This is a genomic window from Emcibacter sp. SYSU 3D8 (genome assembly GCF_039655875.1).
In the GTDB taxonomy this organism is placed as follows: Bacteria; Pseudomonadota; Alphaproteobacteria; order SMXS01; family SMXS01; genus RI-34.
Genome location: NZ_JBBYXK010000002.1, coordinates 901,664 through 915,915, shown reverse-complemented (window position 1 = coordinate 915,915; position 14,252 = coordinate 901,664). Strand labels below are relative to the sequence as shown.

Here is a 14,252-nt window from a genome sequence, read left to right as displayed (position 1 = left end):
TGGACCCAGCTTAGCATGGGGCGCGGTTGCGAAACACAGGAGGCGCGGCTAGCGTGGCCCGGGACACAGCGGGGCCAGACACCATGGAACAAGCGACAGCCGTCAAGAAACGACACGGTGAAAGAGGCGGCGCGGCGCGGCATCTCGGCCACGGCCGGCGCGGCGGCACTGCCTTGCGGGTTGCCGCGGCGCTGCTGTGGGGCCAGGCAATCCTGCCCGTCCCCGCTTTGGCCGATGACGCCGCCGACATCCATGCCCGCATCCTGACCATCGACACCCATATCGACATCCCCGGCGGCTACGCCACGCCAAAGCACGATCCCGGCGTGAAGGGCGACCTGCAGGTGGACCTGCCCAAGATGGCCGAAGGCAAGCTCGATGCCGGGTTCTTCATCGTCTATGTGGGCCAGGGACATGAATCGCCCGTGGGTTACGCCGATGCCTACAAGCAGGCGGTGGCCAAGTTCGAGGCTATCCACCGGCAGGCCGAACAATATCCGGACCGGATCGAGATGGCGCTGTCGCCCGACGACGTCGAGCGCATTGTCCGCTCGGGCAAGCTGGCGTCATGCATCGGCGTGGAGAACCTCTATTCGGCCGGGCCGGACATCTCGAAAATCGCCGAATTCCATGCGCGCGGCGCCCGCTACATGTCGCTGACCCATTCGGGCGACAATCACCTGGCCGACAGCGCCAATTTTCGCGGCAAGCTCGACCGGCCATCCATGGAAATCCACGGCGGCCTGACCGGCATGGGACGCGCGGCCATCGCCGAGATGAACCGGCTGGGTGTGATGGTCGACGTCTCGCACAGTTCGGAGGCGACCACCCTGCAGGCGGTCGAGGCGTCACGCGCGCCGGTCATCGCCTCCCATTCGGCGCTGCGCGGCGTCCATGACATCCCGCGCAACCTGAGCGACAAGGCCCTGAAGGCGCTGGCGGCGAAGGGCGGCGTGGTGCAGGTGGTGGCGTTCGACTCCTATCTGCGCGCGCCCAGACCCGAAAAGGCGGCGGCCCTCGAGGCGCTGCGCAAGGATCTGGGCCTGACCACCGCCGCCGCCTGGAAGGCGATCACCGACGAGCAGCGCAACACCTACATGGCGCGGCTGCGCGACCTGCACGCGCAATATGGCCGTGCCACGGTCAGCGATCTCGCCGACCATATCGACCATGCCGTGACGCTCGTCGGCATCGAGCATGTGGGCATCGCCTCGGACTTCGGCGGCGGCGGCGGCATCGGCGGCTGGGAGGACGCGTCCGAAACCGGCAACGTCACCGCCGAACTGGTCCGGCGCGGCTATTCGGAAGCGGACATCGGCAAATTGTGGAGCGGCAACCTGCTGCGGGTGTGGCGCGCGGCGGAAGCCGCGGCCAGATAGTCAGCCAGACGCGCCGCCGCCGGCGGGCGGCACCGCCGTGAGGGCGACCGGCGCGTCATTCTTGCCGCCGCCGCCGCCATCATCACCGCCGCCGTCCTCGTCGCCGGCCAGCGCGCCCTTCTCCACATACAGCGACTGGCTGGGAAACGCGAAGCCCGAGCCGGCATTCTCGACGATGTCCTTGATGGCGAGCAGCAGCTGTTCCTTGGCGGCGCGGAACACGTCGAGTTCCGGCGTTGTCGAGAAGCACTGGACGAGCATGTCGATGCTGGAGGCATTGAACGCGTCGATGCGGACCACGACGCCGTTCTCGGGCGGCGTCGAGAACAGGCCGGACGACAGGATATAGGCCTCGATCTCCTCGCGGATCTGGCGCAACTGGGCGCCGGTGGTGCGGTATTCGAGGCCGACCAGCCAGTTGACCCGGTGATAGGACCGGCGGCTGAGATTGCTGACGGCGTTGTCGGCCATCTGGGTGTTCGGCACATAGACGGGTATCCGGTCCCAGGTGCGGATAAAGGTCGAGCGGAACCCGATCGCCTCGACCGAGCCCTCGACCACGCCGTCGACCCTGACCGCCTCGCCCTTGGCGAAGCGGCGTTCGGTCAGGATGGCGATGCCGGCGATCAGGTTCTTGAACAGATCCTGGGCTCCGAGGGCGATGGCGACGCCGAACAGGCCAAGACCGGCCAGCAGCGGCCCCACCTTGATGCCCCACATCTCCAGCACGATGGCGATACCGATGAAGGCGATGACGACACGCACCGCCTTTACCATCCAGTCGATCGTCGCCGCGCCGAGCACCGCCTGCATCGGCATGAACGCCTGGCTCATGGGGGCGATGGCGCGGTAGATCGCCCAGAAGATGGCGAAGGCGACCATCGACCGGATAATCAATTCCAGCGTCACCCAATATTCGGGCGCCGGCTCCAGATAGCGGAACGCCAGGTAGAGCCCCAGGATCACCGGCACCAGCCGCAGCGGCGGTGCGATCGCATCGACCGCGGCATCGTCGAACTGGTTGCGGGTGCGGGCCGTCGCCTTCTTCAGGTTGACGACCACGATGTGGGAGAACAGCCGCCGCACGACGACGGCGACCAGCACGATGCCGATGGCGATCAGGATGTCGCCCACGGTCGTGCCCAACAAGCCGTGAGTCCAAACCTCCACGGTCAGCGTCCAGAAGTCGTTCACCCGGTCCATGCCCTGCCTTTTCATGCGTATCAGATCGAGGGGTGATAACGCCGGCGGCCCTGGAACGGTGCCGTTGATCCGAAGGGCCACCCCGCGCGTAGGAGAGTACTCCGGAAGGGGTAAAGATGACAGAACAGGCGATGATCACTACCATAATGCCCGCGGCCGCATCGTGGCGGCGCGCAGGAAGAGCGGGAGGCATGCAGCGACGGGTTGTGACGTCCCCCGAAGAATCGAGGCGCCTCGAGGCGCTGGTATCCGACATTGCGCGCCGCCGCGATCGCGGGGCCTTCATCGCGCTTTTCAGCCATTTCGCGCCCCGGCTGAAGTCCTTCATGCTGCGCGGCGGCGCCGACCCCGAGACCGCCGAGGAAATCGTCCAGGAAGCCATGATCACGGTTTGGAACAAGGCCGAACAATACGACCCGGCCCGCGCCGCGCTGTCGACCTGGATATTCACCATCGCCCGCAACAAGCGTATCGACATGCTGCGGCGGCAGGTGCGGCCCGAGATCGACCCGCTGGACGCCTTCCCGGTCGAGCCGGAGGCGCCGGCGGACGCCCGGCTGGCGCTGGAGCAGGCCTCGGCCGACCTGCGCGGCTCGATCGCCCGCCTGCCCGCCGAACAGCGCCAGGTACTGCAGCTCGCATTTTTCGAGGACAAGCCGCACAGCGTCATCTCCGTCGAGCTGGGCTTGCCGCTGGGCACCGTCAAGTCGCGCATCAGGCTGGCGCTTACCCGGCTGCGCGGCATGGTGGCGGAGCACATGCCGTGAACGCCGACCTGGACATGCTGTTGCTGGATTATGCGAGCGGCGCGATGCCGGAAGGTCCGGCGCTGGCCGTCGCCGCCAAGCTCGCCATTGACCCCGCCGCCCGTGCCGACATGCGGCTGCTCGAGGCGACCGGCGGCGCGCTGTTCGCCGATGCGGACGCGGAACCGGTGTCCGAGTCATTGCTGGCCGCGACTCTCGGCCGGCTGGATCACGACGCTGGCAGGCCGGTCCTGTCCGAGCCTGCACCGGACGAGGAAACCCGCCGCCTGCTGCCGCCGCCGTTATGGCGCTATGCGCCCCGGGGCCTTGAAGGTCTGCGCTGGCAGCAATGGGGCAAGAATGTGCGCGAGGCGGTGCTGCCGCTTGCGGACCGGCGCTACCGGGCAACGCTGCTGCAGGTCAGAGGCGGCCACGGCGTGCTGCGCCACACCCATGAGGGAACCGAATTGACGGTGGTGCTGGCCGGCTCGTTCCACGACGAGACGGGCCGCTACGGGCCCGGCGCCATGCAGATCTGCGACGATACGGTGCGGCACAGGCCGGTCGCCGACCGGGGCGAGGATTGCCTGTGCCTGGGCGTGGTGAGCGCACCACTGCATTTCACCGGCCTGATCGGGCGGTTCATCAATCCCCGGATGAAATTCTAGGCCAACCTGGGTGTTTAGTCCCGCGTCAGCGCAACCTGCATGACGTCGATGGTCCGGGCCCTGAATCCCCCCTCGCAATATGCCAGGTAATAGCGCCACAGCCGGCGGAACCGGTCGTCAAGGCCATCGAACCGCAGGCCTTCGGCGGCGCATTCGAACCGCTCGCGCCAGAGTCGCAGGGTACGGGCGTAATGCTCGGCGTAGAACGCCTCGTTCAGCACCTTCAGGCCGGCGCGGCCGACCTGCTCGCGGAACACCTTGATCGACGGCAGCATGCCGCCCGGGAAGATGTGGGTCTGGATGAAATCGGGCCGGCGCCGGTATGATTCGTAGACATCGTCGCGAATGGTGATCACCTGCAGCGCGGCGCGGCCACCGGGACGCACGGTCTGCGCTACCTTGTCGAAGAACGCCGGCCAGTATTTCTCACCCACCGCCTCGAACATCTCGATCGACGCCAGATGGTCGAACTTGCCCTGGACGTCGCGGTAATCGACGAGCTGGACCGAGACCTGGTTGCCCAGGCCCGCGCGCTGGATGCGCTCGCTGGCATAGCGGTGCTGCTCGCGCGAGATGGTGATGGAGGTGACGTCGACGCCGCGTTCCCGGGCCGCGAATTCTGCGAAGCCGCCCCAGCCGCAGCCGATCTCCAGCAGGCGCTCGCCCGGCTTGGGGTCGATCATGTCGAGCAGGCGGCGATATTTGTGACGCTGGCCTTCCTCGAGCGACGTGTCCTCGGTCGGGAACACGGCCGACGAATAGGTCACCGTGTCGTCGAGCCACGACGTGTAGAACTCGTTGCCCAGATCGTAATGGGCGGCGATGTTGCGGCGGCTGCCCTTGCGCGAATTGGGCCGCACCGAATGGGCAAGCCGCTGCAGCGCCAGCGACAGCTTGTGGCCCTGAATCTCGCGCCGCGAACCCAGTCGGTTGCGCGCCGCCAGCTCGATCAGTGCCGCAAGGTCCGCGGTGTCCCAGTGGCCGGCAATATAGGATTCGGCAAAGCCCACGCTGCCTTCGCCAAACAGGCGCTTGAGCGCGTTCCAGTCGCGGAAGGTCACATCGGCCTCGGGCCCCGGCGCTGCGCCGCGGAACGTGCGGCACTCTCCCGATGGCCCCGCCACGGTAAGCGTCCCGGCTTCCAGGTTACGATCGATAAACGCGAAGAGCTGGGCTTCGCCGGCGCGGGTGATCATCCGGGCCAGTCCCCCCAGCGCCGTGCGCGGCAAGCCAAGCCCCTTGGCGGCGATGCGCCCGGTGGAGCTACCTTCCGACGGCATAGAGTGGTTCATGAGTATCCCCCGCCACCTGTTCGCCTGAAACCTCCGTATCGGGCGGTGCCGGATGACGAAACACCCGCGCGCCCTTGCGCCACAGCTTCAATGCCTCCCAGTGGATACCGCCGATAACCTTGAGCGTCATCAACGGATGCCGGATAAACATTCGCGCCAGTATGCCATCACTTAACGGCTTGCGCACCCCTGACAGGGCGGCGAACAGCACGCTGCCTTCCGGCGTCTCCTCGCGGATGGCGACGGCCAGCGCATCGCCCGGCTCGGACAGCTTGAAATGATAGCGGGCGTCCATGCCGATGAACGGCGAGACATAGAGGTTCTTGTCGCATTCCTGGCGGATGATGCGGCCGTCGCCGGTCGCCGGCAGCAGATAGGAATGCCGGTCCCTGTACGTGTTGGTGACCTCGTAGAGCACGGCGCGCAGCACGCCGTGCGTGTCGCGTATGTAATAGACGCTCAACGGATTGAACACGTAGCCCAGCACCCGCGGGAAACAAAGCAGCTGGATCCGGCCCACCGGAAAATCGTGGCCCTTGCTGGTCAGCAGCCGCTCGACCCAGGCCCGCGTATCTCCGCCGTCACCGAAATCCCGGTCCCGGAAACTGAACAGATTGAACCTGTTATGGGAAAACAGCCGGAGCTTGCGGCCCAGGGCGCCGATCTCGTCCAGATCGAGCAGGAGGGAGAACACGCGGTAGGTGAAGCGATGACGGAACGGCCGCACGCGGTGGTGCATTACCGTCGCTTCGTAAAGTGCCGAGTGCATGACCGGCTCAGGCCACCGCCGCGGCCGCAAGCCGGTCGGCGAGCCAGGGCAGCTCGGCCCCAAGCGCCAGTGCGACGTTGAGGCCGGAGGTGAAGGCGTCCTCGTGGAAGCCGTATCCGAAATAGCTGCCGCAATACCAGATCCGGTCGGCGCCCTGGACCTCGGGCAGCCGCTTCTGGGCGGCCAGCGCCTTGCCGTCGAACGACGGATGGTCGTAGGTCAGGCGGGCGATCACCGCGTCGTCGCTTGGCTGGTGCAACGGGTTCAGGGTGACGAACAGCGGCACCCGCGCATCGAGCCCCTGCAGCCGGTTCATCCAGTACGTGACCGACAGCCTGCCTTCCACGTCCTCGGCGCCGCTCGACAGATAGTTCCAGCTCGACCAGACCTCCCGCCTGCGGGGCATCAGCGTGCTGTCCCCATGCAGAATGACGGCGTTCTTCTCATAGTCGAACTTGCCCAGCACGGCGCGCTCCAGTTCGGTCGGCGCCGGAAGCATGGCATAGGCCTGGTCGGCATGGGCGGCAATCACCACCTGGTCATAGATGACGCCCTCGTCGGCATCGGTCTTGACCCGCACGCCCGCCGCCTCGCGCGTGACCGTGCGCACCGGCTGGCCGGAGCGGATATCGCCGCCGAAGTCGTCGATGATGGTCCGCACATAGGCCTGGCTACCGCCGGTGACCGTCCGCCAGCGCGGCCGGCCCGTCACGGTCAGCAGGCCGTGCTGCTGGTAGAATCGGATGAAGGTGGCCGCCGGGAATTCCTCGATCTTGTGGACCGGCATGGACCAGATGGCGGCGGCCATCGGATACAGATGGTTGAACCGGAAATATTTCGAATAGCCCTGGCGATCGAGCAGCTTGCCCAAGGTGATGCTTTCCAGGTCCTCGCGCTCCAGCAGCAGCGGCATTTCTCGGTAGAAGCGCAACACGTCCCACACCATGCGCCAGTACATGGGCCGTGCCACGTTGCGCCGCTGGGCGAACAGGCCCGCCATGCCGGTGCCGGAATATTCAAGCTGGCCGTCGCGGATCGACACGGCGAAGGACATGTCGCTGCCCGAGGTTTCGACGCCCAGATGGGCGAACATGGAGACCAGGTTCGGGTAGTTCACCTCGTTATAGACGATGAACCCGGTGTCGACCGGCACGTCGCCCACTGCGGTTGGCGCCGTCATGGTGTGGCTGTGGCCGCCAAGCCTGCGGTCGGCCTCGTAGAGCGTCACCCGATGATGCTTCGACAACGCCCACGCGGCGCCCAGGCCCGCGGCGCCGGAGCCGATCACGGCGATGCGCTGCGGCGCCAAAGGCGACGCCTGCTTGATAGGGATGATGTTGAGTAGCTGGCCCGTGGTTGTCATATGTCTCAATTCAAACAGTCATTGGCCGGTCATCCGGCCAAACGCGGCCAGCGCCCTTTTACGCGCCTCGGCATGGTCAACGATACGATTCGGATAAGACTGCCCAAGCCTCAAACCCATCGCTTCCCGGCAACCGGGCGTCATTGTCCAGGGCGCTGCGACATACTGGTTCGGAACTTCGGCCAGTTCCGGTATCCAGCGACGCACGTAACGCCCCTCAGGATCGAACTTTCGCGCCTGCAGCGCCGGGTTGAATACCCGAAAATATGGAGCAGCATCAGTACCACAGCCAGCAACCCATTGCCAGCCACACGAATTGCTGGCGGCGTCGGCGTCAACCAGTGTCTCAAGGAACCACTGGGCGCCGAGCCGCCAGTCCAGGCGCAGATCCTTGACCAGGAAGGATGCCGCGACCATGCGGGTCCGGTTGTGCATCCATCCGGTCCGCCATAATTGCCGCATTGCGGCATCGACGATGGGATAGCCGGTCGTGCCGCGCTGCCATGCCCGCAACGCTGACTCGTCGTGGTCCCACGGGAACGCCTCGAATTCGGGTCTCAGCGGCCGATGGGTGATATCGGGAAAATGGTGCATCAGGTGGCAGGCGAAATCGCGCCAGACCAACTGGCGCAGGAAGGCGGCCATGCCGCCCGAGCCCGCATCGGGATGATGGATCGCCGCGTCCCATACCTGCCGCGCGCTGATCTCGCCAAAATGCAGATGCGGTGACAGCATCGACGTGCCGTCGCGGGCCGGCATGTCCCGCGCGCCGTCATAGGCGGCGGCCGCGCTGTCGAGAAAGGTCTCCAGGCGGGCGGTCGCCCCGGTCTCGCCCGGCTGCCAGGTCTGGCCCAGGCCGCCGGCCCGGTCAGGATCCAGCGCCCTGAGCCCCCACGCCTCAAGCGTCTCGCTGACCGGCCACGCCGCCGGCGTGGCCAGCCGGTCGGGCGCGGCGATGGGGCGTGCCGGCGGCTCGGCGGCCAGGCATGCCTTGTGAAACGGCGTGAATATCCTGTACGGGCCGCCTGCGCCGGTGACGACGGATCCGGGCTCGAACAGGTGATTGCCGGCATAAAGCTTGAGGGCCGCGCCGCGGCTGGCCGCCAGTCGCTCCACCGCGCGTTGCCGGGGTTCGTGGGATTGGCTTGCCAGAACGCCGCCCGCGCCAGTTTCCCGGATCAGGTCGGGCAGGATGCGGCTGGCATTTCCCCGCCGCAGGATCAGCCGCGAGCCCAGGCGCTCCAGCGCCGCGGAAAGATTTTGCAGGCTGTGGTGCAGCCACCACCGGCCAGCGGCGCCCGGCATGGCATGCCGGTTGCCGGTGTCGAACACGAAGACCGGGATGACCGGCCTGCCGCTCCGCGCCGCCATGGCGAGCGCCGGATGGTCGGCGAGGCGCAGGTCCGAGCGGAACAGGACAATGAGGGGCGAGGACATCGGCATGAACCATGTACGCAGCCCGGTTGGCCGCGGATCATGGAAAGAACGGGATATGCTAGCTGGTGCGGCTGAAATCGATGAGCGAACCGTCGGCGACGGCAATGAACTGCATCTTCACCAGTTCGCCGTTCTCGCCGTACCACAGGTCCAGATCGATCGGTTTGCCTGTCTCGGCGACGACGCCGGTAACCTTGTAGCGGTGCGCGGTGACGGTCGCCCCTACCGATTCCACCTGCTCGATCCCCATCGGCGCAATATTGACGTCGATCGGCGAGCCGTACTGGGTGTTGAACCAGCGCGACGTGGCCATCATGTCCGGCTTCCAGTAACTGGTCGGCGGCAGGGTGTCGGGCAGCATCCGCTGCTGGTCGTTGGTTTTCACCAGGAGCTTGTCTTCGCCCGCCACATGGGCATCGACCACCCATTGCTTGCCGTTCTGCTTGGTCGCGCTCTCGAAGGCGACCATGCGGTCTCCCGCCCAATGTTCGGTCGCCTCGTGGCGATAGCGGTAGACGGTCACGAACAGCATCTGGACCTTCAGGTCGGCGTCGACCTCGACCTGCAACCGGCCGCCCTTTGCCTGGAACCCGATCTTGTGGGTGCCGATCTGCGTGCCCTTGCGGAACACCGCGAACTCGATCTTGCCGTGCTGTGGGACGCCCGCTCCGGCGGTGGCGGGACCGAGATTCGCGGTTGTCGACGGCGCGGCCACCGCCATGGTGGCGGCGATCAGGGTGGTCGCGATCGAGGTTCTCAAGCGCATCCGGTTCTCTCCAGAAGCTTAAACACTCGCTCTCGTGAACGGGTTACGCACCCGGGCGTCATTGGTTCCGGATCATCTGCTCCCCGCTGGCGCCAAGCCTAGCACGGGCAGGTGCCGCGTCAAAGATTGCACATGGCCCTACCGGGCCCCGGCAATCTCGCCTGTCGTCCACTGGACGCTTTCCGCCAGCGCGTCATGCACCGCCTGGTCGAAGGCGGCGATGATGGCGTCGATATCGGGCGAGGTTGCCCGGACCTTGGCCTCGACGACATGCTGCCCGGCGACGCCGATCGGCCCCAGCCTGACGAGGGTCAACGCCAGGCGCACCTTCACCTGCGGCGTCGTCGCGCCCTGGAAGTATTCGGCCTGGAAATCGCGAATCTGCACCTGCAGCTCGAAGCCGGCAGGCGCAACCGCACCGCCCCTTGCCTGGGTGACCGTCTGGCCCGCCCGTTCGAACGATTCGACCATGACGTTCTGGATCATCACGGTGGGCCGGCCGGCCCAGCGGGCGCCGCCGAAGAACTGAAGCTCGTTGGGCGACGACCGCCGTGCGATCAGCGTGGTGTCGAGGCCGTTGACCGTGGTCGGATCCTCGATCAGCAGCAGCGAGGCGGTCCCCTTGGCGTCGATGGTCTCGGGCGCCGTCAGATTGTAGAGGCCGGGCGCCGGGCCGTCGTTGGGCAGTTCGATAAGCCCGCCGCAGGCGCCCAGCAGCGCGGTGATCAGGACGATGGCCGCCAGGCGGCCCGTGTTGCGCATCGGCGTCATGGTTTGGGTGCCTCGATCTGGGGCGTCTTTGGCGGGAAGATGAAATCGGTGGGGCTGTCCTCGAATTTCTCGAGCACGCGGTTGAGCGAGGCGGCGGCACGTCTCGCTTCGATTGCGAACTGGCCGATCTCGGGCAGCGCGGTCGAGGCGAAATTGGAGATCGCCGGGCGGTTCTCGCTGACCATGGCGTCCAGGTTCTTGCTCAGCTGCTCGAAGTTCTTCGCCGTCTGGCGGAAGTCAGCCAGCGCGGCGGGAAGATCGTTGGCGGACAGGTCTTCCAGGTTGCCGGCAAGGCCGTTGATCCGCTCCATCGCCTCGCGCGCCTGGATGATCGCCTGCTTGATGTCGGCATTGTTCTCGGCGACGGCCCCGGTGACGCTCTGCAGGTTGCCCAGGATCGACGAGACCTTGGTGATGTTGTCGTCGCTGATCAGCTTGGCGGCCTGATCGAGCGCGCGGATTGCCGAGGCAAGCACTTCCGGCGCAGTCCGGAACACGCCCTGCAGGCCGGTGATGCGCGACGGAATAACGGGATATTCCTCGCCTTCCGGCGTGACCAGCTTCTGCCCCGGCTTGTTGTCCTTGTCTTCGTTGATCAGCTGCACGAAGGAGACGCCGGTAAATCCCATCACTTCCAGGGTCGCAACCGTATCGGTGGTGACCGGCGTGTTGGAGAAGACCCGGATCGTCACCTTGATGCGGCTGGTCTTGACCGGATCCACCGAGATATCGCGCACCTCGCCGACCAGCAGGCCGTTGAAGCGTACTTCGCCGGCTTTGGCGAGACCGGTAACCGGCGTATCGAAGTAGACATTGAAGTGATCATAGTCCTTGTTGAAGTCTGCCTTCGCCGCCCAGAAGAAGAACGCGACCAAGCCGATCGACAGCGCCAGGACAACGGCACCCATAAGGACGTGATGTGCGCGGGTTTCCATTTTTTCGTTGGCCTATCTTTTTCCGACGCCCGCGGCCCGGGAACGCGGGCCATGAAAGTACTCGCGAATCCAGGGATGATCGCTTTCCAGCATATCGTCGATCGTTCCCACGAGTTTAACACGTTTGTCCGCCAGCACTGCAATCCGGTCGCAGACCGTAACGAGCGAGTCAAGGTCGTGGGTGATCATCACCACGGTAAGACCCAGCGTATTGCGCAGATGGGCGATGAGATCGTCGAACGCCGCCGCCCCGATGGGATCGAGGCCCGCGGTCGGCTCGTCGAGGAACAGGATCTCGGGATCAAGCGCGATGGCGCGTGCGATGCCGGCCCGCTTCTTCATGCCGCCCGACAGCTCGGACGGCAGCTTGGGCGCCGCATCGGGCGGCAGGCCCACCATGGACAGCTTCATGGAGGCGATCTCGTCCATCAACTCCTGCTGCATGCCCAGTACATGCTCGCGCATGGGCACCTGGACATTCTGGGCGACGGTGAGCGCGCTGAACAGGGCGCCCTGCTGGAACAGCACGCCCCAGCGTTTCTCTATGCGCCGCTGCTCGAAGAAAGACAGCGTCAGGAAATCCTCGCCAAAAGCCCAGACCGATCCCGCCTGCGCCTTGTTGAGGCCGATAACGGTGCGCATCAGCACCGACTTGCCGGTGCCGGAGCCGCCGACAATGCCGATGACCTCGCCGCGATAGATGTCCAGATCCAGATCCTTGATGATCGGATCCCCGCCGAAGCCAACCTCGAGTCCGCGAATGGCGATGGCCACGTCCTTCAGCGTGGACTGCCGCGCATCCTCCGGTGACTGCTGTCCCAGCCGTTCCAGGTCTTCAGCGGCCATTACACACCGATCGTCGTGAAGAAGATGGCGAAGAACGCGTCGAGCACGATGATCATGAAGATCGATTCCACCACCGACTTGGTGGTGTGATGGCCGACGCTTTCAGCGCTGCCCTTGGTCGCGAGGCCTTCGTAGCAGCCGATGAGCGCGATCAGGGCGCCGAAGATGGGCGCCTTGATCAGGCCCACGCCAAGGTCCCATCCCATGATGACGTCGTGGGTGCGCTCGAGGAACTGCATGGGCTCGATACCCAGGGACATCCAGCCGATCAGCGCACCGCCCAGCAGGCCGACAATGTCGGCATAGAAGGTCAGCAGCGGCATCATGATGACGAGGGCGATGAAGCGAGGCACCACCAGCGTGTCCATCGGCGAGATGGCCAGCGTGTCCATCGCGTCGATTTCCTCGTTGATCTTCATCGAGCCGATCTCGGCCGTGAACGCGCTGCCGGAGCGGCCGGCGATGATGATCGCCGACAGGAGGATGCCGAACTCGCGCAGCACCGCGGTCACCACCAGATTGACGGTGAATATCTCGGCGCCGAACAACCGGAGCTGGTAAGCGCCCTGATAGGCGATGACGATTCCGATCAGGAACGAGATCAGGCCGACGATCGGCATGGCATTGAGGCCGATCAGTTCCATCTGCTTGATTGTCGCGGTCAGCCGGAAACGGCGCGGAATCGTGGTATAGCGCCACAGCGTCTCGATCAGCAGCCCGACAAAGGCCAGCGACGCCGTCGCCTGGCCACCGACCCGCAAGACCGAGGCGCCGATATCTTCCAGCATCCGGATGACGACGTTCGGCTCACGCTCCTCGATCAGGCATAGCGCATCGTTGGCGGTCGCCTGTTCGATCAGCGACATCTGGTCTTCCGTGCCGCCCCGGTATTCCACGTCGTGCCCTGCGGCACGAAGGTCGCGCACTGTGCGGTACAGGAGCCAGGCGCCCGCGGTGTCGAGCCGCTCGAGCCGGCCAAGGTCGACGAAGATGGGCTCGTCCTTGCGGAAACTCAACGTCTTGAGGGATTCGAACAGCGGGGGCGAGTTTGTGACGACCCACGCGCCGCCTGCCTGTAGCGTGGCGCCGCCGTCAGATCGATCCTGCGAAATCCACGGCTGGTTGCCGATGGTCGCGCTCTGCCCCATATACCCTCCCGATCGCAATTTGTAGTATCAACGACTTGGCAGACATTTGGCAACGTCGCCGATGGTCCACTATTCGGCCGGCAAGGTGTTGGACTCGTGACAACCGCAAATGACGTTCTTGAATTCTGGTTCGCGCCCGAGAGCCGCCCGGATCAATATCACCCCGATGGCCGCGATCTCAAGGCATGGTTCGCCCCCGACCGTGCATTTGACGACACCATTAGAGAACAATTCCTGGACACCCTCGAAAGCGCCGCGCGGGGCGACCTCGACGGCTGGATGAATTCGCCCGAGGGCGCACTCGCGCTGGTTGTGGTGCTTGATCAGTTTCCACGCAACATGTTTCGTGGCCAGCCCCGCGCTTTCGCGACGGATGGCCGGGCCATGGCTGTCGCCGAGGAGGCGATCGCCCGCGGCTTCGACCAGCGGATGCCCGGCGTGTGGCGCAAGTTCTTCTACCTGCCGTTCGAGCACGCCGAGGACCGCGAAGCCCAGGCCCGTTCGGTGGCGCTCTTCCGGACGGTGAACGACCCGACTGGCCAGCATTATGCCGAGCTGCATCGGGAGATCATCGACCGGTTTGGCCGCTTCCCGCACCGCAACGCCATATTGGGCCGTGAAAGCACGCCGGAGGAGGCCGCATGGCTCGCCGGCGGCGGCGAAACCTTCGGCACGAAGGGCTGACCGGCGCCCGAAACCGCTTGGCCGCCGGAGAGGCCGGAGATATAAACCGGGAAAAGCCTTCAGGAGTCCCGACGATGAACAATCCCGATCAGCTGCCGCTGCTCATTGCCTTCATGCTCTTCACCTTCGTGGTGATGGCCGGCATGTCCTACCTGTTCGCCAAGTGGATGAAGCAGCACAAGGCCATGGCAGACAAGTGGACGACCGACGGCGACGCCTCGCACGGCCACGATCACCACTGAACC

General features: G+C 65.5%; 15 protein-coding genes. 5 read left to right on the top strand and 10 right to left on the bottom strand.

Annotated features, from left to right (window positions below):
* The first annotated feature begins 83 nt into the window (after window positions 1-83).
* Window positions 84-1,379 carry a dipeptidase gene (locus WJU21_RS10390; protein WP_346323339.1) on the top strand — a complete coding sequence of 432 codons (1,296 nt, stop codon included), beginning with the start codon at window positions 84-86 and terminating at the stop codon, window positions 1,377-1,379.
* Here the strand turns inward: WJU21_RS10390 and WJU21_RS10385 are convergent, their stop codons facing one another.
* The gene (locus tag WJU21_RS10385; RefSeq protein ID WP_346323338.1) at window positions 1,380-2,597 is read right to left on the bottom strand and encodes a mechanosensitive ion channel family protein; all 1,218 of its coding nucleotides are present in this window, start codon (window positions 2,595-2,597) and stop codon (window positions 1,380-1,382) included. It lies immediately after the preceding gene.
* A 176-nt stretch (window positions 2,598-2,773) separates the two neighbouring features.
* On the opposite strand from WJU21_RS10385, the gene WJU21_RS10380 reads away from it, so the two are divergent.
* Both WJU21_RS10380 and WJU21_RS10375 read left to right on the top strand, forming a co-directional pair.
* Window positions 2,774-3,349 carry a sigma-70 family RNA polymerase sigma factor gene (locus WJU21_RS10380; RefSeq protein WP_346323337.1) on the top strand — a complete coding sequence of 192 codons (576 nt, stop codon included), beginning with the start codon at window positions 2,774-2,776 and terminating at the stop codon, window positions 3,347-3,349.
* On the top strand, window positions 3,346-3,996 hold the full coding sequence (locus WJU21_RS10375; protein ID WP_346323336.1) for a ChrR family anti-sigma-E factor: 651 nt from the start codon (window positions 3,346-3,348) through the stop codon (window positions 3,994-3,996). The genes WJU21_RS10380 and WJU21_RS10375 overlap by 4 nt, the downstream gene beginning before the upstream one ends.
* Window positions 3,997-4,010: 14 nt before the next feature.
* Here the strand turns inward: WJU21_RS10375 and WJU21_RS10370 are convergent, their stop codons facing one another.
* The 9 genes from WJU21_RS10370 to WJU21_RS10330 all read right to left on the bottom strand — a co-directional run bounded on the left by WJU21_RS10370 (window position 4,011) and on the right by WJU21_RS10330 (window position 13,323).
* Window positions 4,011-5,288 (bottom strand): cyclopropane-fatty-acyl-phospholipid synthase family protein, encoded by a 1,278-nt coding sequence (locus tag WJU21_RS10370; RefSeq protein WP_346323335.1) that lies wholly within the window; start codon window positions 5,286-5,288, stop codon window positions 4,011-4,013.
* Window positions 5,260-6,057 carry a DUF1365 domain-containing protein gene (locus WJU21_RS10365; protein WP_346323334.1) on the bottom strand — a complete coding sequence of 266 codons (798 nt, stop codon included), beginning with the start codon at window positions 6,055-6,057 and terminating at the stop codon, window positions 5,260-5,262. The genes WJU21_RS10370 and WJU21_RS10365 overlap by 29 nt, the downstream gene beginning before the upstream one ends.
* A 7-nt stretch (window positions 6,058-6,064) precedes the next feature.
* The gene (locus WJU21_RS10360) at window positions 6,065-7,420 is read right to left on the bottom strand and encodes an FAD-dependent oxidoreductase (RefSeq protein ID WP_346323333.1); all 1,356 of its coding nucleotides are present in this window, start codon (window positions 7,418-7,420) and stop codon (window positions 6,065-6,067) included.
* A gap of 18 nt (window positions 7,421-7,438) precedes the next feature.
* Entirely contained in the window at window positions 7,439-8,857 is a 1,419-nt protein-coding gene (locus tag WJU21_RS10355) for a deoxyribodipyrimidine photo-lyase (RefSeq protein WP_346323332.1), read from the bottom strand.
* A gap of 58 nt (window positions 8,858-8,915) precedes the next feature.
* On the bottom strand, window positions 8,916-9,623 hold the full coding sequence (locus tag WJU21_RS10350) for a DUF6134 family protein (RefSeq protein ID WP_346323331.1): 708 nt from the start codon (window positions 9,621-9,623) through the stop codon (window positions 8,916-8,918).
* A 138-nt stretch (window positions 9,624-9,761) separates the two neighbouring features.
* Window positions 9,762-10,394, bottom strand: a complete 633-nt coding sequence (locus WJU21_RS10345) for an ABC-type transport auxiliary lipoprotein family protein (protein WP_346323330.1) — start codon at window positions 10,392-10,394, stop codon at window positions 9,762-9,764.
* On the bottom strand, window positions 10,391-11,302 hold the full coding sequence (locus tag WJU21_RS10340; RefSeq protein WP_346323329.1) for an MlaD family protein: 912 nt from the start codon (window positions 11,300-11,302) through the stop codon (window positions 10,391-10,393). The genes WJU21_RS10345 and WJU21_RS10340 overlap by 4 nt, the downstream gene beginning before the upstream one ends.
* Before the next feature lie 39 nt (window positions 11,303-11,341).
* Window positions 11,342-12,175: an ABC transporter ATP-binding protein gene (locus WJU21_RS10335; RefSeq protein WP_346323328.1), complete on the bottom strand. Its 834-nt coding sequence runs from the start codon at window positions 12,173-12,175 to the stop codon at window positions 11,342-11,344.
* Window positions 12,175-13,323, bottom strand: a complete 1,149-nt coding sequence (locus WJU21_RS10330) for an MlaE family lipid ABC transporter permease subunit (protein ID WP_346323327.1) — start codon at window positions 13,321-13,323, stop codon at window positions 12,175-12,177. The genes WJU21_RS10335 and WJU21_RS10330 overlap by 1 nt, the downstream gene beginning before the upstream one ends.
* Before the next feature lie 96 nt (window positions 13,324-13,419).
* Between WJU21_RS10330 and WJU21_RS10325 the strand changes: the two genes are divergently transcribed.
* Together WJU21_RS10325 and WJU21_RS10320 are read left to right on the top strand one after the other, a co-directional pair.
* Entirely contained in the window at window positions 13,420-14,007 is a 588-nt protein-coding gene (locus WJU21_RS10325; RefSeq protein WP_346323326.1) for a DUF924 family protein, read from the top strand.
* A gap of 74 nt (window positions 14,008-14,081) precedes the next feature.
* Window positions 14,082-14,249, top strand: coding sequence for a hypothetical protein (locus WJU21_RS10320; RefSeq protein ID WP_346323325.1), 168 nt, complete (start codon window positions 14,082-14,084; stop codon window positions 14,247-14,249).
* The last annotated feature ends 3 nt before the right edge of the window (window positions 14,250-14,252 follow it).